The organism is uncultured Methanobrevibacter sp., assembly GCF_946184425.1.
Taxonomy (GTDB): Archaea; Methanobacteriota; Methanobacteria; order Methanobacteriales; family Methanobacteriaceae; genus Methanocatella.
This window is the reverse complement of sequence record NZ_CAMHFP010000041.1, coordinates 1-19,997: the sequence shown is the minus strand read 5'-3', so window position 1 is coordinate 19,997 and position 19,997 is coordinate 1. Positions and strand designations below refer to the sequence as shown.

Sequence of the window (19,997 nt, the reverse complement as noted above, 5' to 3'; positions counted from 1 at the left end):
ACCAGACAAAAAAGAAGTTATACTAAACCTGGTAGTAAAAGAGGAAGAGGAGTAAAACAAACTTGGAAAAAATAATCCTCTTATAACTTTTTTTATTTATTTTAACTATTTTTTTACTTGTTGTGTATATTTCATCATATTGAAAATTATTAAATACTATTTTTTAAAGATTATTATCTAGGTGATAAAAATGATGATGCCTGAAAACGGACACAGAGCTCATGGATTTTCCAGCGCTTTTTTCTTAGATTCTGATGAGATTATAAATGAATTGAAGCTTAACGGTGATGAAACTTTTATGGATGCCGGTTGTGGTGATGGTCATAATACCATAAAGCTTTTAGAGGATTATGGTCATAAGGGAACAGTTTATGCAGTGGATATTTATGATGCATCAATTGAGGATATGGAGGCCTATAAAAAAGAAAATGATGTTGAAAATTTAATCAATATTGAAGCTGATATTACCGAGGGGATTCCGGGAGTTGAAGATGCTTCAGTGGATGTTGTTCTTCTTGTTAATGTATTTCATGGATTTAAAGCATCAAGAAAATTGGATGAAGCAGTTTCAGAACTAGAAAGAATTGTTTCAGATGATGGTAAAATCGCTATAATGGATTACAAAGCATGGGATGTTCCAAATGGACCCCCTACAAAAATGAGGTCATCTCCTGAAGATTTGGAAAAATTATTCTCAAGTCATGACCTTAAAAAGATTTATTTGAATGAAGAAATAGGTGAGGATATTCCAGAAGGCAAGTCCCACTATTTGATAATGTTTGAAAAGAATTAATTTTAAATTTGAATTTTTCTTTTTCAATCAATTTCTTTTTTCATTGAAAATTATTATATACTATTTTTTATAGATTTTAATTTAATAGATATGGAATTGTGAAATATTAATTAATTTCACTTTTTTTAAGGAGTAATATTGATGATTTTTGCAGCAATACTTGCAGGTGGAATAGGTTCCAGAATGGGGGGCACTGATACCCCAAAACAATTTTTAACATTAGGTGATAAACCTGTTATTGTTCATACAATTGAAAAATTCGTAATTAACAGTAACATTGATCAAATAATCGTTTTAACACCTAAAAATTTTATTAATCATACTAATCATTTAATTGAAAAGTACATTCCGGATTATAGGGATGTGGTTGTTATTGAAGGTGGACAAACTAGAAATGACACTATATTAAATAGTATTAATTATATCAAAGAAAATCATGGGATTGATGATGAGTCAATAATTATTACTCATGATTCTGTCCGTCCGTTTTTAACCCACAGGATTATTGAAGATAATATACGTGCAGCTAAAAGATATGGTGCTTGTGATACTGTAATTCCGGCTACCGACACAATTGTTGAAAGCATTAATGGTACCACCATAGAAAGCATTCCTGTGAGGGATTATTATTACCAAGGTCAAACTCCTCAGAGCTTCAATATAAAGAAACTTTTCAATTTAATCAATAGTTTAACCGAAGAAGAAAGTAATATTTTAACAGATGCATGCAAAATATTCACACTTAAAGATGAAGATGTATATCTGGTTGAAGGTGAAGTTACCAATATCAAAATCACCTATCCGTATGATTTAAAATTAGCAAATACAATACTTGAGGATATCCATGATTAACATTGTTTACAGGTTGAAATCTCCAAAATTCTTTGAGGAAGCAATTGATGAAGTTGAATTGGATGGTGTCATCGTAAGACCAACACATCTTTCAATTTGCCAAGCTGATCAAAGATATTATCAAGGTTCAAGACCTGCTGAGGTTTTGGATGAAAAATTGCCTATGGCACTGATTCATGAAGCTATCGGTGAAGTTGTTTTTGATGGTGAGGGCAATTTTGAAGCTGGCGATAAAGTGGTCATGATTCCAAACACACCTTTCAAGGATGACGGGTATTTGCCTAATTATTCTTATAATTCTAAATTCAGAGGCAGTGGATTTGATGGTTTTACATCTGATCTGGTTAATTTGGATTCTGACAGGGTTATTAAAATACCTGATGATTTTAATCTTAATGTTTCAGCATTTATTGAACTGATTTCTGTAGCATATCAGGGAATAAATAAATTTAAACAGATTGCTGTAACTTCCAAAGATGCACTGGGCGTTTGGGGTGATGGAAATCTGGGTTTTATAACCTCATTGCTTTTAAAAGAAATTTTCCCTGAATCCAAAGTAATCGTATTTGGAAAACATCGGGAAAATTTAAATCTATTTTCATTTGCCGATGAAATCTATAGGATTCATGATGTTCGTGATATTGAAATTGACCATGCATTTGAATGTGTTGGCTCAAGTGCATCCCAATCTGCAATTGAGCAGATAATTGATATAATAAATCCTCAGGGTACTATAAACCTGTTTGGTGTAAGTGAATATCCCGTACCTATTAATACACGGATGGTTTTAGAGAAAGGATTGACTATTCAGGGAAACAGCAGGTCGGATAGGGAAGATTTTATTGGAGTTGTTGAAATTCTCAAACAGAATCCGCAGTTATTTGAATATTTGGAGAAACTTATCACTGATGTTTGTGAAATAAATTCTTTAAATGATTTAAAGGAATCATTTGATAAGGATTATGTTTCTAAATTTGGTAAAACTATTTTAAAATGGAATATTTAATTAAAATAGTTTATTTATTATCTTAAAATATTCCCTTAAAAAATAATTTCTTTTTTCCGGCTGACACTTTACAGGCAGCATTGCAAGCGCATTAATGTCATCACTGTCAAGATTTTCACTATTTTTTATTTTATCCTTAATAATGTTAAGAATTATATCACAGGGATCTTCATTAATACATGCCAGTTTGATGGTAAAGTCGGCATGTGAAAATATTTGACATTCCTTCATGCAAACGTTAATTGTACTTGGACAGATTATATAAATTGAAACGTGTTTGTGATGTTTTTCATATAATGCTTCTGCAAGTTCAATATATTTTACAAGTTCATCTTCGTCAAAATCATCTATTTGAAATTCCAAATCAATAAACTCACCATCTTCTGTCGTAAAGATATCTCCGCCGGGGTAAATGTCTTCTCCAATTTCACGCTCATGCTTAGGAGTTGAACATTTTATTTTTCTCATGTCATTGAATGTTTTTTGGATAACATTCACTCTTAAATCAAAATCTTTTTTATTCATAATTTAGCCTGTATAATTTGTTTTATAGTTTGTATATATGAATCAAAGATTTATAAATTAGTATGTTATATTTTAAATCAATTTTACATTGTTAAATCAATATTGAATGTATATAACAATATTTTTAAGTTACCATAATTTTAATAGGTGTCACAATTAAATTATTTACTAGGTGATATTGTGGATTACAATTCAATAATTTCTGAAAAATTTCCCAACTGTGATGTTGAAGTGTTAACTCCGGACATTTTTGAAATAAATCAGTTGGTTGAATACATTACAGATGACATTGTTGTGTATAAGCCTTTTTCAGTCATGGTTCACAGACATTTAATCAGGTTCATGATGAATGTGGGTCATAGGGGTAAAATTTACTATTTGGATGGTTTTTCGGATGATGATTTATCAATAATTCATGGAGGGCTTCTGAAGTTCACATGGAAAAGTGATGTCAAAATTAACCTTTTCAAAAATGCCGATCCTGACAGGGACATGCTGGGTCTTGATTGATAAAATTCATAAACAGAAAAATTCGTCGCAATATTCGCAATAATAATTGCAGTTACTTTCACAGCAGTTTCCGATTATTATTTCATTTGTCAATGATTCAATAGCCAATTCATCATCGGGTTCACCGTGAAATACTTTTTTTAATGGTTTTTTACATTGGGGGCATGTTTTCATATTGTCTAATTATATTAATGATTAATTTTAAATATTATTGTAGGTGTAAACATGTTAATTAATGTGGGTGCTGAATTTGGTGAAGATTTGGAAACAAGTGAAATTGCAATAGAATTAATTGATATTTTAAACAAAATACCTGAAGAAGAGTTTATAGTTGATTTTAAGGATGTAATGTATGTTACAATGAATTATGCTCAGGCTTATTATTCTGCTAAATATGATTCTCCAAAAAAGATTTCAGAGATAAATATTTCCGATGAAATCAAAGTGATTATGGGTGCCGCTGATGAGGCGTGCAATCCTTAATTTGTTTTTTTTTTAAAATTTTATTTTCTTAGTTTTGGTTTTGCACATTTTTATTATACTGTGTTTTCCAGAAAAAATATGTCTGAAATTTATTTGTCCGTGTGTTAAACCATTAATGGAATGACTGAAAAACAGTTGATGTTTTAACGATTTTTCTTTTTTTTACAAAAAATAGATATCATTTAAAGTATAATTTAATATCATGGAAGTAAAGATTAAACCTGTTGAATTAATAGAATTGTTTTATGATTTGATTTTTGTATATGCAATATCAAAATTAACTGCAATTGTTTCAGAGCCGGTAAATGGAATAATTGCACCGTCTAACTTTTTTATTTATGTGATTACATCTTTTGTAATTCTTCAGGCTTGGCTTTACTTTACAAATTATGTGAATCGTTATGGTAAATGGGAATGGCATGACTATGCTTTGGTTTGCATAAATATGATTGCCGTAATCTATATGGCAAACACCATTTCGCCCAATTGGGCGTCCATGTCATTCACGTTTAACTTGGCAATGCTTATAATGCTTCTAACTGTTGTGGTTTTATATGCCATTCAGGCCAGACGGGAAAAATCTCTAAAGGGAGCAGCAGGTAATTCAATTTCAATATTATCAATTGTCTGTGTGATTTATCTTCTTGCAATACTTTCGATATTTCTCAATGTTTCTGCGGAATACATTATAATAATTGATGTAATTGCGGTTTTAGGAGGAGCATTCCTTCCGTTTTTCATCAGAGGACACTTTGATAAGAGTATTATTAGTTTTCCGCATTTGGTTGAGAGATTTGAACTTTTGACCATTATCACATTTGGTGAGGCAATCGTTGGTTTGACTCACTTTTTTGATGTTTCAAATTTCACATTTGTTCCAATTTTAGTATTTTTCATAGTTTTAACTATGTTCGGTTCATATGTTGTTCAGATTCATAATCTGATGGAGCATATGCGTGTTGAAAGATCATTAAGATTAATGTTCAGCCATTACTTCATTGTGATAAGTATCAATCTTGTAACTGTTGCATTAGAGCTGATTCATAGTGGTGATGTGAATCCAGTATTTGCTAGTGTTTTAATGATTGTTTCGCTAGTTATTTTCTATGTTTCAATTATGGTAAATAATGAGTATTATAAGGAAAATATTAAAATAACAAAAAAAGATATATTATCAATGATAATGGTAACTATTTTGGGAATAGCCATTATCTTAATATTTATTTCAAATTTATATGCTTTCTTAATAGGGAGTTTAATTATAACTGTTGGCAATTTTAAAATTTTGCTGACTAAAGAAAAAGGGTGTTTAAGTGAGTGAACAAAAATTAGAAGTATTCAATGTTTTAAATTTTTTAAACAGTGGTTATGAACTTGAAGATATTTTGAATGAGGGCAATTTCGGAACTTTTCCATCTGCTGAAGATTGTATTAAGTATTTGGTTGATGAAGGATATCTTGAAGGTGAATTTAGTTCCGGTGAAGAAGTTAGTGAAGATTCATTAACTGCTGAAGAAATATCTAAAAAATACACAGTTGCTGAGTTGAAGGATATTTTAAGAGAAAATGGTTTAAAAGTTTCCGGTAAAAAACAGGAGCTTGTTGAAAGAGTTTTACCTGTCTTAAATGGTGAAGATGAATCCGGTGAAGCAACATTAAGTGATTTTAATAAATCTGATGATTTGGAATTAACTGATAAGGCACATGAATTTTTGGATGAGAATGCTTGGATTGATTTATACATGTTTGCACTTGTTCAATTCAGTTTTGAAGACTATGAAAAATTTGTCGCGGGATCTTCTGAAGATATTATTCAGACCGGTTTGAACTTCTGTGATGAAATATTGTCAAGAGCATTAATCAATAATCAATTTTTAGTGTTCAGACTTGCTTTATCTGCCAAGGCACATGTTTATGCATATGATGGGGATTATGAATCCTTCTTAGATTATGATTTACAACACTATATATTAGGTTTGAATCCAATTTCATTAGATGCACAGGAATATGCCAGTTATGAGGTTATTAGTGAAGCAAACATAATTAACTTAAAAAATGTTATAGAAAAAGTGGATTTAGGTAATTTAAAGAAAAGATTTGACAAAATCTGGGCTAAATCTCATATTAAAAGTATTACTGTACCTAAAAAGACTTGTTATAAAACTTTACAAAAGGCCATTGGTGGTGCAGACATTGAAGAGCTTAATTTCGACTTAAAAGAGAAATACTTTAATAAAAAATTTGGAATTTAAATTATGAAGTGTAAAGTTGCTGGAATTATCTTTTTAATAGGCAGTATTTACTATATTCTAGCTGAAGCTATTTCTGCAACTTTTTTCAATGCTTCTTTAATCAATACTTATTTTTTTCATACAATCTCTGAACTTGGAATTCCTAACGCCAATTCTCCATTGTTCTGGTTGATGAATTCTGCTTTTATTTTAATTGGATTAACATTGATTTTTGGAAATTTTTATAAATTTAATGATTGTATAGTTAAACGTAATGTGATTGTCAATGTTTTTGTGTTAATCACGGGGTTGGGAGTAATTCTCGTTGGTTTGATTCATGGGGGTAATCCATTAACTTCAGGTTACCATACGCTTGGTGCGGTAATGGCAATACTTGGAGGAAATATTATGCTTGTTTTAATTTCAAGGTCCATGGAGGAATTTGCCAAATATCAAAAAATAACTTTAATTCTAGGTATTATGGGGATAATTATATTTTGGGTGATGTTTTTCAACATGAAAAGTATTTACATGCCTGTTTTTGAAAGACTTTCCGTTTATACATTGATTGTCTGGAGTTTTTCAACTGGCATTTACTTAACAAATCTATAAATTATTTCATATTTTAACTTTATATTATATAATTTCTTTGATGGTTTCTTTAATTTAATTAGATGCTTCAAATAAAAGTAACTTTTTTGTTACCTACATCTACATAAAATTTATATACTATATTATTTAATTAATATTAAAGGTGATAATATGGCAAACTTAGATAAAGAAATTGAAGAAAAAATCTTAGCAATTGTCGAAAAATACCAAAAAGAAAACACAAAACTTTTAAACTACTTAATAACTGATGATGAGATTACATTTTTCTCACCTATCGCAAACGGTAGTGAAATAACTGCAGAAGACTTGCAAAAAGTTGCAGATATTTTAGAAGGTTCATTCATTGGAATGGAAATCGTAAATCAGGAATACAGATTCAAATTCAAATGTGGATTATAGGAGTTTTAAACTCCTGCTTATTTTTTTTTAGATTAATATATTAAGTATAACTTGTGAATATATTATCATGTCAAATGAAAAAATAATTTTTGGCCTAATATTCATAATTGTTGTGCTGGTTGTTTTTTTTGGAATCCATTCTTTTTTAAATCCTCCTAAAGCAGATTTTGATGATGTTGTATTTGAAAAAATTGGAGGGGATGATTTTTTAAATGTCACTCTTAAGTATAATTTAAAAACTAAAGAAGAAAATATTTCGGACGGTTCATTCAATACCTCTGTTGGTCAAATAAATTATTTTGATGCTAAAAAGATAACTTATATTGGTTTGTATGGTGATGAGGATTATTTCATAATCTGGAAAACAACGCCGGACAAATATAATTGGATTAAAAACGAGCAGGTGAATCAATACATTTCTACTTATCTGATTGGTGATGTGGAGGGTAAATGCTTTGTCGAATACTCCTATGAGAATAATTATGTCTATGGAGTCATGTTAAGCACGGATAAAGTTAATTTCACAGAATCTGAAGTGATGTATGAAATATTAGGTCTTAATAGGGAGGGCTTTGAGTTGACTTATACTCCTACCGGTTACACCAGCTATTATCCAAGTCAATCCAGTCATTATCATACTGTAGTTCCTGACAGATATACATTATCCAGAACTGACCCTGGTGCTTATTATGATCATTATGAATATGGTGATAACTATGCAATTGATGATTATCTGGAATCTGAGGGTTATGATTAAAAAAGGGCTTTACTTGCTCTTTTTTAATGGAAATTCATATAGGTGAAATTTTTCTACACCTACTGCATAATGAAATGTTTCAACGGCGTCTACATATTCAAATCCTAATTTTGTAAAAACTTTATGTGCACCTTCATTTTCATTAATCACATCAATTCTAATAGTTTTTTGATTTCTTTTCAATGAATTTTCTTTAATTTCATTGAATATTTTTTTTTCCAATTCCAAAACCCATAAAATCAGTATTAATTGCAAAAGTATGAATTGCTGTAATTTCATGAGTTTCTGCTTTAATCAGCCAGTTGATTTTTTCGTATTCTTCGGGAAATTCATTATTTACAACAGCGCTTGCAATTATTGTGTCATTTTTTTGTAAATGAATAATTCATTTTTTTCAATTGAATTTTTGATAAAAGTCAAATTTGGATATTGAAGATTCCATTTTGGTTTAAATTCACTATTATTGAGGGCGCATATCAAATCTTGGTAGAACTTTAAGATTTCTTCTGCCTAGTCAATTTCTGCAGGTCTTAAAAAAGCCATATTAATCTCTTTTCAAATATTCTTGTGTGAGTTTGCATTCGCTCATGCATTTTGTGCATCCGAGTCCTGCCTTATACTGGTCAATTATATATTCGCTGCAGGTTTCAATATCAATGATATCTTCCCTGTTTAATCTGTCATTCCATTTTTGGGGATTTATCGCATCTACTGGGCAGGCGTCCTGACAGTTTCTACATTCGTCGCACTGAGAATCTGTAATAGGTGTTCCAAAATCAAGCGGCATATCGGTTAAAATAGCGCCCAGTGCAACAGCTGAACCGTATTCTGGGGTGACAAATAGTGCAGAGCGTCCAATCCACCCAAGTCCGGATTTTGTTGCAATTGTTTTATAGGGCAATATGCTTAACAGTTTTTTCATGTCACATTCGTTTCGAGTCATTGTCAGTCCGAATGCATCGTATCCTAAACTTTTAATGTATTTTTCACCTTTAAGGGCAATATCGGTCAATATGTCAATTTGACCATGAAAATTTTTCCAGTATTCTTCATAGTTTTCGTCTTTGACCAGCTGTATTGTTTCTTTGGGAATCTTTAAAACAATGCTGATGGCATTGGGCAAATCAATGAATTCACTGGCCAGACCTTCAACGTCAGCAAAGCCAATTTTACTTGCACCTAACTTTTTAAGGTATGATTTTAGACTATTCATATCAGACATACTAATGAATATGGTTTGTGAACATATAAATAATAGTGTATGCTCTTTTTTACTCAAAAACTTATAAATGATAAAAATGAATATTTAATGTAGTGATAAAATGATTGATATTGATGTTTTAGTTGAAGCGTTACCATTTATTAAAGAATTTTATTGTAAAAAGATTTTAATAAAATACGGCGGTCATGCGATGATAGATGACAAGGCAAAATCATCTACTGCCCGTGATGTTGTATTGCTTAAATACGTAGGAATGGAACCTATTATTGTACATGGTGGAGGTCCTGAAATTTCAAGATCCATGGAAAAACTGGGAAAAGAATCAAAGTTCATCAAAGGTTTAAGAGTCACTGATGAGGAAACAATGGAAATCATTGAAATGGTTCTTGCAGGTAAAATCTCAACTGAGATTGTTTCAGAACTTATTAAGCATGACGGTGATGCAATAAGCTTATCCGGTAAAGATTCAAGTTTGATTTATGCTCATAAAAAACCGGCCAGTAAAATCGATGAGGAAATTGTTGATTTGGGTTTTGTTGGAGAGGTTGAAAGAATCAATACTGAATTATTGGAAATGTTTTTGGAATATGATGTAACTCCAGTAATATCTCCAATTGGTATTGATGAAGATGGACACAGTTTGAATTTGAATGCTGATACTGCTGCAGGTGAAATTGCAGGTGCAATGGATGTAGAAAAATTAATCATTTTAACCGATGTCAGAGGTGTTTTAAGAGACCCTTCAGACCCTTCATCATTAATTCAAAAAATCAGGATCTCAGAAGTTCCAGGTTTAATTGAAGAAGGAATTATCACTGGTGGAATGATTCCAAAAATCGAAACCTGTGTGAAAGCTATTGAAAATGGTGTTAAATCATGCCATATCATTGACGGAAGAATAGAGCATGCTATGCTTTATGAAATTTTTACAACCAATGGTATTGGAACAATGATTTTTGAATAATTTTGGTTTTTTTTAATCTTTCAGTTCCGTTAGAAATAATGGGACTTTATCTTCTCTTTTTTCAAAGTCACAAAATTCATAGAATCTGCTTTTTTCATGCATGGTAATAACAGCTATTCTTTGGTAATCCTTGTAGTGCTTTTTGACTTTTTCAACCAATGTTTTTCCGATTCCTTTAAGTTGATATTCTGGTTTAACAAGAAGGTAATTGATATAAGCATTCATTATGCCGTCATCCATGGCTGAAATCAATCCAACCAGTTCATTACCATCCCATGCGGAGTAAACGCAATTGATATTTCTCATAGTAATTACCAGCTTTTCAGGAAATTCTCCAGAAGACCACTTAACTGATAGAAATAGCTCTTCAAGTTCTCTTTTTGAAAAGTTGTGAGTATTTTTGTAGGTTATACTCATTTTTCACTCCTTAAACATTTTCCGCAGTTCTCTTCTAAGTAATTTCCAGCCGTTTACTCTTGGAAGCTCATCAAGAGTGAATATCTTTTTGGGAACTTTATATCTGGATAAGTTTTCACGTGCATATCTGATTAGTCCTTCATCATCCGCTTCATTTTTCCACACAACTGCTGCAACGGGGATTTCGCCTCTGTGGCAATCGTTAATGCTGAAAATAGCTATTTCTTTTACAGCAGGATATTTTATCAGAACCTCTTCAACTTCGGTTGGATAAATTTTCCATCCGCTCATTACAATCATGTCCTTTTTACGGTCTGTAATGAACAGGCGGTTGTCATCATCAAGATATCCTATATCTCCTGTTAAAAACCATCCATCATCTAAAAATGCAGATTTTGTTTTCTCTTCATTTCCCCAGTAACCCTTAGCTACTGCTGGACCTCTGAGGGCAATTTCGCCCTGGTCATATGGAGGCAAAATCTTTGAAGAGTCTGTTTCATCAACGATTTTAACTTCAGAAAAGCATACTGGGTGGCCAACACTCTCAAAACGGTCTGCTTCCCAGTAATCTTCCGGTCTGATTACAGTCCCAGTTCCGATAACGATAGTTTCGGACAGTCCGTAAGCGTTAATGATTGGGATTTGGTAAGTTTGGTGGAAATCTTTCCATATCTTTTTGTGAAGAGGACCTCCTCCGGATATGATTTCACGAACAGTTCTTAAATGTTTACGGGCATCCATTGTTGTCAGGGAATGGATTACAGGTGGCATTCCGGTTAGTACTGTAACTTTTTCTTTTTCACATAACTCCAGATATTCATCAATATTAAACTGTTCTATTAGAATATAATAAGCCGCTGCCCTTAATGCTGAAATCGCCCAGGATAAACCTACATGTGCCATTGGGTAAATTCCTAAAAAAACATCGTCCTGTTTTAGGGTTAGAACGTCACATTCATTGTGGATTGCACTGAAATAATTTCCATGTGTGAGCATTGCACCTTTTGGCTTACCTGTAGTTCCGGAGGTGTACTGTAATTGGCATAAGTCATCCCAATCGGTATTTTCAGCAGGCAATACCTCGCAATCTTTATGGTCTATAATATTTTTTGGAATATATGTGTTGATGTCAATCAGATTTTTTGACTTTTCATCACAAATCATTAATTTGGCTTTTGAGTCACTTGCGATATATTCAAGCTCAGAAGCAGTCATTACTATATTTGTTGGAATGGCAATTGCTCCTATTCTCCAGATTGCAAAAAGTGAAAACAAGTACTCTTCTGAGTTTTTCAGATAAATTAAAACTCGATCTCCATTTTTCACTCCGGAATTTTTCAAGTCACGTCCGATTTCTGAAATGATGGATAAAATTTCTTGGGAATTGAATTTGTTCCCTGTTGTTGGATTGTATAATACATCCTTGTCCAGGCGTTTTGAATTTGCATCTAAAAAAGTGGTAATGTTTAACATTTAAATTAACTCCTTCACAATAGCTTTTGTAACATCCATTGTTGATGAATCTCCACCTAAATCTGGAGTTCTGATATTACAGTCGGCAATTACTTTTTCGACGGCTTTTTTAATGTCGTTTGAGATTTCCCATTCTCCCAGATAGTCTAGCATCATGGAAGCGGATAGAATCATTGAACAGGGGTTTGCAATATTTTTTCCCGCAATGTCCGGTGCAGATCCGTGAACAGGTTCAAATAATCCGTTATTGTCTCCGATATTTCCGGATGGTGCAAGACCCAATCCTCCAACCAGGCCGGCACTTTCATCAGACAATATGTCTCCAAAAAGATTGCTTGAAACAATCACGTCAAAGTTTTGGGGTTGTGTAATCAGATACATTGCCATTGCATCGACATAATAGTCTTGTGAGACAATTTGGGGATATTGTTTTGCTACATTGTAAAAACTTTCCCGGAATACTCCGTCGGTCTTTTTTAGTACATTGGCCTTGTGGACACATGTAACCTTGCTTTGTCCCCTTTTGATGCACAAGTTGAAGGCAGCTTTTGAAATTCTCTTGGATGCCTTTTTTGTTATGTGCCTTTCGGCAATCATTCTGTCGCAATCACCGTATTCCACCTGTGAGTAAAGGCCTTCGGTATTTTCCCTTACAATTACAAAATCAATATCATCACGTATGCAGTTCACACCTTTGTAGGATTTAATTGGTCTGATATTGGCATAAACATTCAATGCTTTTCTTAAATTAATTATGGGGCTTGGTTGACCTGGTGTTGATGTTGATGCTCCAAATAAAACGGCATCACTTTTTTTAGCTATCTTTATTGTTTCTTCAGGTAGGGTGCTTCCAGTATTGTTAAAGCACTCAAATCCTGCAATCCCATATTCAAAACTAAAGTCTAAGTCTAATTTATCAAGTAAATATTCGCAGGAATCCATTACTTCGTTTCCTATTCCATCTCCGCCGATTATTGCAATATTATACATTATTTTCCCTTAATACAATTTTGTTCGTATATTAATAATATTAATTTTATGCTATTTAATAGTAGTCAAAATAATTTTGTTCGTATACTATCGAAATACTTTTATATATGGCAAAACATAATATTATAATAACTACAAAAATATCAATAATTTTTCCTTATTGAGTTTAAGAGGGATTGAAATGGAAAGAAGTATCGATGAATTGATTGAATTATTAAACGACAAAGATGATTTTGTTGTTGAAGATGCAGTTGGAGAATTAGAATTAAGAGCTGATGAAGCATTAGATCCATTAATTGATGCATTATCTCACAGAAAAAAACAAATAAGATTAAATGCAGCTACATTATTAGGTGCAATTAATGATCCTAAGGCTATTCCTGCATTAATTGAAACTTTAAATGACAACAATAAGTTAGTCAGAAGAGAAGCATCCACTGCTTTAAGCCGTATGGGCGAACCTGCTGTAGAACCTTTAATTGCAACTTTGGATGATGGAGATTGGAGAGTTAGAGGAGCTGCTGCATGGGCTTTAGGTAACTTGGATGATGAAAGAGCTATTCCTGCACTTGAAAAATTGCTTGATGATGAAAGCGGTTATGTAAAACAAGGTGCACAAAGCGCAATTGCTTCAATTAAAAAATAAGATAATTTCAAATTATCTTTAAATTTTCTTTTTTTTCTAAATTCACTGATTTTCTAACTGATAATATTTTTTGGATAAGTCTCTTAGATTTATTTTTAATTTTTCTTTTTCGTCATAAGTAAAGTCATCAAATATATTGTTTTCTATTTCATTAATTGTTTTAATGAATTTTTCTGTTACTTCACGTCCTTTTTCAGTAATTTTTACTATATTTTTACTTTTGTTTTCAGGATTTGGGTTTATTTCGACAAAGCCCTTGCTTTCAAGTCTTTTCAATGCCTTGGTGACGCTTCCACCACGGATATTGAGCAGCTGTGAAATGTATGATTGTGGCAGACATTCTTCGGTATTGATAACCACCAAAAAATTTGCTTGATTGATTGTCAAATCAAGGGCTTTCAATTTTTTATTCAAGCTGATTAGACAAATGTCATTCAATTTCATAATTAGAAATTCGAATGGTGTTTCTTTTAAGTCGTTGTCTGTAAGGTCTGATATGTTTCTAAATTTCATTATGATATAATCTTTCCTAGGAAATATTTAAATATTTTTAAAAGTATATTATCTGATATGAATGTTAATGTAAAAAAATTCAAGAGATATATCATTTATTTAATATCATTATTCATAATCGCTCTTGGAGCGTCATTATCAATTAAGGCTAATCTTGGAACTTCTCCTCTGATTTGCATTCCATATGTTTCAAGTTTAATTACAAACCTGAGTGTTGGAACAACAAGTTTCATATTCAGTATTATATTAATTGCAATACAGATTATTCTTTTAAGAGAGGGATTTGAAAAACGTCAGTTTCTCCAGATTGTTATTGGAACAATATTTTCTGTATTTATCGATTTTTCACTGATGCTAATAAATTTCATAAATCCTGCAGATTATGTTTCTCAGGTTGTTGTTCTGTTGATGAGTTGTGTTGTAATGGCTTTTGGAGTTTTACTTGAGGTTAAAACAGAGGTAGTTTTCATTCCAGGTGATGGTTTCATTGTTGCAATTTCAAAAACCTTAAAAAAAGAATTTGGAAAAGTGAAGCCATATTGTGATGTCTCATTTGTAGTGACTGCCGTTGTATTGTCAATAATATTTTTAGGTTATCTTGCGGGGGTTCGTGAAGGAACAGTGCTTTCAGCTTTCATAATAGGACCTATAGTAAGGATTTTTAAAAAATATTTCGGTGATTATGTGGATAATTTAATTGAGGTTTAAGCTATTGCTATAACTTTTTAGAAGTTCCCCTTTTATATCTTCATTTAATTTGCTGCAATTCAATTCATTCAATGAGTAAATACTTAACTCGTATAAAATCTTGTTTGCTTTTCGTTATTGGTTAAAATTAACTGTTCATCAGTTGAATTTAAATTTTTGTACCCTTCAGGAATTTCAAAGGAATGCCCGTCATATGTTGTCTTTTCTGCTGAAATTGCAGTAATGCTGCATGCCAATATCAAAATGGCTATTGCTGTAAGTAATATTTTACTTTTCATTTTAATCCTCCTTGAATTAACATATATACATTAATCTATAAAATTATATTTGAGGTTTTAACATGAAAATTTTAGTTTTAAAAGGAAGTCCAAACAAAAACGGTTCTTCAAATATGCTTGCAGAAAATTTTATTAATGGCGCCCGTGAAGCCGGCCATACCATTGAAGAGATTGATGCGGCTCATTGCGATATTGGTCCTTGCATAGGCTGTGTGCATTGCGGTTATGAGGGTGATTGTGTGCTAGATGATGATATGGATATGTTTCGTGGAAAAATTCTTAATGCGGACATGCTTGTTTTTGTAACTCCTCTCTATTACTATGGAATGTCTGCCCAATTGAAGACATTAATCGACAGGTTCTGCTCAAGAAATTTTTCAATCCAGCAAAAACATATGAAGTCTGTGCTTCTGACTGTTGCATATAACAGTGATGACTGGACATTTGATGCTTTGGAAGCTCATTATGACACTTTGGTTAGATATCTTAATCTTGTTGATTGTGGAAGAGTTTTAGGTTATGGCTGCGGCACACCTTCAATGACTGAGTTTTCAAAATATCCTGATGAAGCTTATGAACTTGGAAAAAGTTTAAAGTAACTTAATTAAACTTAAAGTAAAATTTATATGTCTGAAATATGTAAAGTATATTTACTTTACATAAACACTTATGTGTGGCATTATATGGATGGAGATTCTAAATTTTCTAGATTTTTTTTCAGATATTTTATTTTAACTGATATTGAAAGTTTATCGGTTAAGGAAAAAATTGGAATAATAGCCCCACTTACAATTTTTGTGACATTAATTTTGTTATGGATGTATGTGGATAGTCATGATTGGAGAGTACTATTGCTGTTATTTGGAGTACTTGTATTTTATCTTGGGTTATTTTATCCTTTGATGTTTTATTCCAAAATTAATGAAAAATATGGTTTCTATTCAGATATTAGATTTGGTTCCACATATCAGTTTATATCAAAAAGTCTTGCATATCTTATTCCTGGTCTTGTTTTTATTATATTGATTGTTGGATTTATACTTGATAATTTAACTAAGGGTTTTTTCATTAGCTTTGCATTCTTACTTCCGTTTATAGCTTTGTTTTTTAGGACAGATGTTTTTAATGATAACAGTTCCATTGAAGGGGAGGAGGTCATTTTAGGATATCATCCTAGTTGCTATGGATTATTAAATTTAGGCTTGGGAATTTATGGCTATTTAGCTGCGTATAATTTGATGAATTCAGATTCTATCTTGGCAATTGTACTATTTGTTTTAACATTCATATTCCAGTTATTGTTTGTGTTTCCGGACCAGTTAAATAAAGTTCTATTTTTTGAAATTAGAAGAAAAGAGGGTTTTCTTGCATATGTTTGTATATTGGTAGTGTGTTATGTAGTATTGAGATTTATTATCACTGGAGGTAATATTTCCAGTGGAATTCCTGTGGATTTATCTTTCGAGGGCATTGTAAGAAAAGTTTTTGTTTGGGGTAGTGGAATTATTTTTGCAATACTATTTTTAAGACTGATTAAAAAGATGAATAATGATTAAATGTTCGTTTAGTGCAAGGCAGTTCATAATATTTATAAATAATTAGGTTAAAATGGAATTTTTCAATATAAAAGCAAATTGTCTTTCTTTTCAATGGTAATTTTATGGTTGTTGGGGATTATTTTGTAATTATGGTTTCGCCTATCATTTCAATTAATATTTTGTTTATGGGATTCTTTAAGGATAACAGGTGTTCCTTCGGATAGTCGTCTTTAAGCGGAAGGACTCTAAAGCTGCTCATGCATTGGTCGGTTGACCTTAAAGCGAAAAATGCCTTATAATCTCCGTCGAATATGTTTATCATCAGTCCGAGATCGTCTGTCCGCCTTGGTGATGCAATACCTTCTTCTGCATAAATCTTGAATTTTTTAAGGCAACCTGCAGTGATTAAGCTATATTCGACCATATATTCTAATTCATCTTTATCTAAATCATAATCGTCATATTCAATTATTTGTTCGTATTCATTATCCTGTATTATTAGATTGGATGCGCAGTATCCTAGGGAGATGTAAATTCCATCAAGGTCTAAAGCTTTTGAAATAATATCAAAATAAAGGTTATCAAGAGGATGGGATTTGTATCGGTCTCCCAATATTTCAGGAACAGTATATGTCAACCCTCCTTCTTCAAGGACGGTACAGTAAAAGTGCTCTTCGCCTAAATACCCTGCAGTTGCTGCTTTTTCAATTGTTTTTTTAATGTCCAAGTTATTTGCATTTTCAACTTTTTCGGCTATTTTTAGAGCTTCAGTATCGCTTATCATAATTAACACATTAAATATTGATTGGAATTTCTTAAAAAGTATTTCTATATTTTTAAATTTTGCTCCCTGTTCATCAGTATTGATGTTAACCTTTAAAATATTATTTGCTTTTGTTAATATTGGTTTTATTATAATTTGTATTTCCGTTTGTTTGTTTGGATAAAATTTGCTTTGAAACACCAAAAACTGTCTTTAATAAAATAAAACCGTCATCTGGTACTTGGCGGATAAGATAACCTAACCTTAAATAAAATTTTAGAAATGCTTTTTTCTGAATTTTTCGAAGTTCCTGGCTGGAACAGTCAATAGTTTCTAAAACTGGATCGATAAGTGTAAATTTGGACCAGTCCTTAATTTTAATTAAATTCTTTTTAAAAGTTTCATTATAAAAACGAGTTCCAGGATAGGGTGTAGCAAGACTAAATAATGCATAATTTGGGTTTAATTTTTTAACAAAATCAATTGTTTGATTAATGCTTTTATGGGTATCCTCTGGCATTCCAATAACACAGGAGGCTATAGTTCTTATTCCTACTTTTCGAGCGAGTTTAAATGCATTTTCCGTTTTTGTAACGGTAATATTTTTGTTCATTTTTTCAAGCATCTGTTGGTCTGCACTTTCAACACCCATAAAAATGGTTATGCAACCGGCATCTTTCATGGTTTGTAATAATTCCTCATCAAGTGTATCGACTCTAGATGTGCATCCCCACCAAAATTTTAAACCACGTCGTTTAATTTCGGAACAGTATTCTCTTACAAAGCGTTTATTTAAAGTGAATGTATCATCCATAAATGCTATTGTATCGATATTTTGCTCCTTCAATCTCATTTCCACTTCATCCACTACATTTTCCACAGACCTTCTGCGTAATTTATGTCCATGAAGGGCGGCTGATGAACAAAAGGAACATTGCATCGGACAGCCTCTGGTAGTAATAATAGTTGCAACATTGGTGGTGATATTCAAAATCCTATATTTCTCCATTGGAAACAAGTGAAAAGCCGGGAAAGGTAATTCGTCCAAATTTTCAATTATCGGTCGGTCTGGGGTAACAACTAATGAATTGTCAGTTTTATCATGAAAAGCTAACCCCTGAACTTTTTTCAAATCTCCATTATTTTCTATTGTTTGAACAAGTTCAAGTAAAGTGTACTCCCCTTCACCCCTTACAACAACGTCAACGCTCTCTTCTTCTAAAACACTTTGAAATTCAAATGTGGGATGGTAACCCCCTAAAACAATTATGGTATTCGGTTTGACTTGTTTTATTTTATCTGCTGAATCAAGAGCAACACCGATTGTAGGTGTTAAAGCACTAATAGATACAATATCTGGATTTCTTTTTAAAATTTCTTCGCCAATCTCATCGTAAGTTAATTCCAATGCGGAGGCGTCTAATACGTCAACATCAATATTATTTTGTTCTAAAACGGCGGACATATAACCTATACCTAGTGATGGTGCTACAACGCCTAGAAATTTATATTTGGAATTTGTCTGAGGGGGATTGAGAAAAGTAACTTTCATGATATCATCAATTTTGATTTTTTATTATAATAATTAAACTGTTTAATATATAAATTTTATTTTTAATATTGTGCTGTCAAAACTTAATTGCGATATGATGGTTAATCTATAAAATTTCAAAAATTTCATCGATGGCATTGGCTTTTTTAAAGATTTCTTCCTGCTTGTAGAGAAATCCCTTTTCATCCATTTCGTCAATCATTTCAAACATTTTATTAAAGAAATTATTGATATTAAAGACGATTATTTCTTTATCGTGTTGTTTCAGTTTTTTAAGTGTTATTATTTCAAAAAATTCATCCAATGTGCCGATTCCTCCTGGAGTTATTATAAATGCGTCGGAGAGTTCCAAAAACTTGTTTTTTCTCTCATCCATTGTGTTGGCATAAATGAACTCACTGCACTTTTCACATAGTGGTTCAAAATTTCCAATCCATTCCGGTGCTATTCCAATTGTTTTCCCGTCATTGTCATGAACTCCTTTTGCACATGATCCCATCATTCCAGTGTCTCCACCACCAAATACTAAAGTATGTCCACGTTTGGCAATTTCACATCCTAATTCATATGCGTTATCTGTATAAATTTCATCTATTTTCCTGCTTCCTGATCCATATAAACAAATGTTCATGCGTTCATCTCCTAAATGTCGGGTGTTTGTTCGGCCAGGCATAAATGGCAGATTGCATCATTATTGTCTTTTTGATTGTCCTTTACTGGGCATAAAAATTTACCATTTCTTTTCTCAACAAACAAACTTCCGGG

28 protein-coding genes are annotated in these 19,997 nt (G+C 31.9%); 15 read left to right on the top strand and 13 right to left on the bottom strand.

The genetic code is table 11. From position 1 onward, the window contains the following. The first annotated feature begins 190 nt into the window (after positions 1–190). The 3 genes from Q0P94_RS08715 (at position 191) to Q0P94_RS08705 (ending at position 2,651) form a co-directional block, all read left to right on the top strand. Positions 191–793 (top strand): class I SAM-dependent methyltransferase, encoded by a 603-nt coding sequence (locus Q0P94_RS08715; RefSeq protein ID WP_295115715.1) that lies wholly within the window; start codon positions 191–193, stop codon positions 791–793. Between the two features lie 141 nt (positions 794–934). Then, positions 935–1,645 carry a 2-C-methyl-D-erythritol 4-phosphate cytidylyltransferase gene (locus Q0P94_RS08710; RefSeq protein ID WP_295115713.1) on the top strand — a complete coding sequence of 237 codons (711 nt, stop codon included), beginning with the start codon at positions 935–937 and terminating at the stop codon, positions 1,643–1,645. Continuing rightward, positions 1,638–2,651, top strand: coding sequence for an alcohol dehydrogenase catalytic domain-containing protein (locus Q0P94_RS08705; protein WP_295115711.1), 1,014 nt, complete (start codon positions 1,638–1,640; stop codon positions 2,649–2,651). The genes Q0P94_RS08710 and Q0P94_RS08705 overlap by 8 nt, the downstream gene beginning before the upstream one ends. Here Q0P94_RS08705 and Q0P94_RS08700 read toward each other — a convergent pair whose 3' ends face one another. Further along, complete coding sequence (locus Q0P94_RS08700; RefSeq protein WP_295115710.1) at positions 2,652–3,176, bottom strand: hypothetical protein; 525 nt, start codon at positions 3,174–3,176, stop codon at positions 2,652–2,654. Positions 3,177–3,356: 180 nt separating this feature from the next. Here Q0P94_RS08700 and Q0P94_RS08695 point away from each other — a divergent pair, with 180 nt between their 5' ends. Next, positions 3,357–3,686 (top strand): hypothetical protein, encoded by a 330-nt coding sequence (locus tag Q0P94_RS08695; protein WP_295115709.1) that lies wholly within the window; start codon positions 3,357–3,359, stop codon positions 3,684–3,686. A 6-nt stretch (positions 3,687–3,692) separates the two neighbouring features. Here Q0P94_RS08695 and Q0P94_RS08690 read toward each other — a convergent pair whose 3' ends face one another. Further along, on the bottom strand, positions 3,693–3,860 hold the full coding sequence (locus Q0P94_RS08690; protein WP_295115708.1) for a hypothetical protein: 168 nt from the start codon (positions 3,858–3,860) through the stop codon (positions 3,693–3,695). A gap of 51 nt (positions 3,861–3,911) precedes the next feature. Between Q0P94_RS08690 and Q0P94_RS08685 the strand changes: the two genes are divergently transcribed. The 6 genes from Q0P94_RS08685 (at position 3,912) to Q0P94_RS08660 (ending at position 8,168) form a co-directional block, all read left to right on the top strand. Continuing rightward, positions 3,912–4,169, top strand: a complete 258-nt coding sequence (locus Q0P94_RS08685) for a hypothetical protein (RefSeq protein ID WP_295115706.1) — start codon at positions 3,912–3,914, stop codon at positions 4,167–4,169. 202 nt (positions 4,170–4,371) lie between these two features. Then, the gene (locus Q0P94_RS08680; protein ID WP_295115705.1) at positions 4,372–5,490 is read left to right on the top strand and encodes a low temperature requirement protein A; all 1,119 of its coding nucleotides are present in this window, start codon (positions 4,372–4,374) and stop codon (positions 5,488–5,490) included. Continuing rightward, positions 5,483–6,421, top strand: a complete 939-nt coding sequence (locus Q0P94_RS08675; RefSeq protein ID WP_295115703.1) for an SAP domain-containing protein — start codon at positions 5,483–5,485, stop codon at positions 6,419–6,421. Before Q0P94_RS08680 ends, Q0P94_RS08675 begins: the two co-directional genes overlap by 8 nt. A gap of 3 nt (positions 6,422–6,424) precedes the next feature. Next, positions 6,425–7,012, top strand: coding sequence for a DUF998 domain-containing protein (locus Q0P94_RS08670; RefSeq protein ID WP_295115702.1), 588 nt, complete (start codon positions 6,425–6,427; stop codon positions 7,010–7,012). A gap of 150 nt (positions 7,013–7,162) precedes the next feature. Further along, positions 7,163–7,411: a hypothetical protein gene (locus Q0P94_RS08665; protein ID WP_295115701.1), complete on the top strand. Its 249-nt coding sequence runs from the start codon at positions 7,163–7,165 to the stop codon at positions 7,409–7,411. A 67-nt stretch (positions 7,412–7,478) separates the two neighbouring features. After that, on the top strand, positions 7,479–8,168 hold the full coding sequence (locus Q0P94_RS08660; protein ID WP_295115700.1) for a hypothetical protein: 690 nt from the start codon (positions 7,479–7,481) through the stop codon (positions 8,166–8,168). Positions 8,169–8,177: 9 nt separating this feature from the next. On the opposite strand, the gene Q0P94_RS08655 is transcribed toward Q0P94_RS08660, so the two are convergent. Both Q0P94_RS08655 and Q0P94_RS08650 read right to left on the bottom strand, forming a co-directional pair. Next, positions 8,178–8,447 carry a hypothetical protein gene (locus Q0P94_RS08655; protein ID WP_295115699.1) on the bottom strand — a complete coding sequence of 90 codons (270 nt, stop codon included), beginning with the start codon at positions 8,445–8,447 and terminating at the stop codon, positions 8,178–8,180. 265 nt (positions 8,448–8,712) lie between these two features. Beyond that, positions 8,713–9,390, bottom strand: a complete 678-nt coding sequence (locus Q0P94_RS08650) for a 4Fe-4S binding protein (RefSeq protein ID WP_295115697.1) — start codon at positions 9,388–9,390, stop codon at positions 8,713–8,715. Positions 9,391–9,490: 100 nt separating this feature from the next. Here Q0P94_RS08650 and argB point away from each other — a divergent pair, with 100 nt between their 5' ends. Then, positions 9,491–10,354, top strand: coding sequence for an acetylglutamate kinase (gene argB, locus Q0P94_RS08645; RefSeq protein WP_295115695.1), 864 nt, complete (start codon positions 9,491–9,493; stop codon positions 10,352–10,354). 12 nt (positions 10,355–10,366) lie between these two features. Here argB and Q0P94_RS08640 read toward each other — a convergent pair whose 3' ends face one another. From Q0P94_RS08640 to aksF, 3 genes are read right to left on the bottom strand one after another with little or no spacing between them, the layout of a single operon-like run. Next, positions 10,367–10,771, bottom strand: coding sequence for a GNAT family N-acetyltransferase (locus Q0P94_RS08640; RefSeq protein ID WP_295115693.1), 405 nt, complete (start codon positions 10,769–10,771; stop codon positions 10,367–10,369). Positions 10,772–10,774: 3 nt separating this feature from the next. Further along, positions 10,775–12,244, bottom strand: coding sequence for a class I adenylate-forming enzyme family protein (locus tag Q0P94_RS08635; protein WP_295115691.1), 1,470 nt, complete (start codon positions 12,242–12,244; stop codon positions 10,775–10,777). Beyond that, the gene (gene aksF, locus Q0P94_RS08630) at positions 12,245–13,234 is read right to left on the bottom strand and encodes a homoisocitrate dehydrogenase (protein WP_295115689.1); all 990 of its coding nucleotides are present in this window, start codon (positions 13,232–13,234) and stop codon (positions 12,245–12,247) included. A gap of 181 nt (positions 13,235–13,415) precedes the next feature. Between aksF and Q0P94_RS08625 the strand changes: the two genes are divergently transcribed. After that, positions 13,416–13,880 carry a HEAT repeat domain-containing protein gene (locus tag Q0P94_RS08625; RefSeq protein ID WP_295115687.1) on the top strand — a complete coding sequence of 155 codons (465 nt, stop codon included), beginning with the start codon at positions 13,416–13,418 and terminating at the stop codon, positions 13,878–13,880. A 42-nt stretch (positions 13,881–13,922) separates the two neighbouring features. Here Q0P94_RS08625 and Q0P94_RS08620 read toward each other — a convergent pair whose 3' ends face one another. Then, positions 13,923–14,393, bottom strand: a complete 471-nt coding sequence (locus Q0P94_RS08620) for a MarR family winged helix-turn-helix transcriptional regulator (protein ID WP_295115685.1) — start codon at positions 14,391–14,393, stop codon at positions 13,923–13,925. 57 nt (positions 14,394–14,450) lie between these two features. On the opposite strand from Q0P94_RS08620, the gene Q0P94_RS08615 reads away from it, so the two are divergent. Continuing rightward, positions 14,451–15,101, top strand: coding sequence for a YitT family protein (locus Q0P94_RS08615; RefSeq protein WP_295115684.1), 651 nt, complete (start codon positions 14,451–14,453; stop codon positions 15,099–15,101). 83 nt (positions 15,102–15,184) lie between these two features. Here the strand turns inward: Q0P94_RS08615 and Q0P94_RS08610 are convergent, their stop codons facing one another. Further along, positions 15,185–15,379 (bottom strand): hypothetical protein, encoded by a 195-nt coding sequence (locus Q0P94_RS08610; RefSeq protein ID WP_295115682.1) that lies wholly within the window; start codon positions 15,377–15,379, stop codon positions 15,185–15,187. A 62-nt stretch (positions 15,380–15,441) separates the two neighbouring features. On the opposite strand from Q0P94_RS08610, the gene Q0P94_RS08605 reads away from it, so the two are divergent. Together Q0P94_RS08605 and Q0P94_RS08600 are read left to right on the top strand one after the other, a co-directional pair. Next, on the top strand, positions 15,442–15,978 hold the full coding sequence (locus tag Q0P94_RS08605; RefSeq protein WP_295115680.1) for a flavodoxin family protein: 537 nt from the start codon (positions 15,442–15,444) through the stop codon (positions 15,976–15,978). Positions 15,979–16,062: 84 nt separating this feature from the next. Then, positions 16,063–16,935 (top strand): hypothetical protein, encoded by an 873-nt coding sequence (locus Q0P94_RS08600; protein ID WP_295115679.1) that lies wholly within the window; start codon positions 16,063–16,065, stop codon positions 16,933–16,935. A gap of 118 nt (positions 16,936–17,053) precedes the next feature. On the opposite strand, the gene Q0P94_RS08595 is transcribed toward Q0P94_RS08600, so the two are convergent. The 4 genes from Q0P94_RS08595 to Q0P94_RS08580 form a co-directional block, all read right to left on the bottom strand. After that, entirely contained in the window at positions 17,054–17,701 is a 648-nt protein-coding gene (locus Q0P94_RS08595) for a hypothetical protein (RefSeq protein ID WP_295115678.1), read from the bottom strand. Between the two features lie 100 nt (positions 17,702–17,801). After that, positions 17,802–19,232, bottom strand: coding sequence for a B12-binding domain-containing radical SAM protein (locus Q0P94_RS08590; RefSeq protein ID WP_295115676.1), 1,431 nt, complete (start codon positions 19,230–19,232; stop codon positions 17,802–17,804). A gap of 106 nt (positions 19,233–19,338) precedes the next feature. After that, on the bottom strand, positions 19,339–19,863 hold the full coding sequence (locus Q0P94_RS08585; protein ID WP_295115674.1) for a TIGR00730 family Rossman fold protein: 525 nt from the start codon (positions 19,861–19,863) through the stop codon (positions 19,339–19,341). 11 nt (positions 19,864–19,874) lie between these two features. Next, positions 19,875–19,988, bottom strand: coding sequence for a DUF2115 family protein (locus Q0P94_RS08580; protein ID WP_295115717.1), 114 nt, complete (start codon positions 19,986–19,988; stop codon positions 19,875–19,877). Between the last annotated feature and the right edge of the window lie 9 nt (positions 19,989–19,997).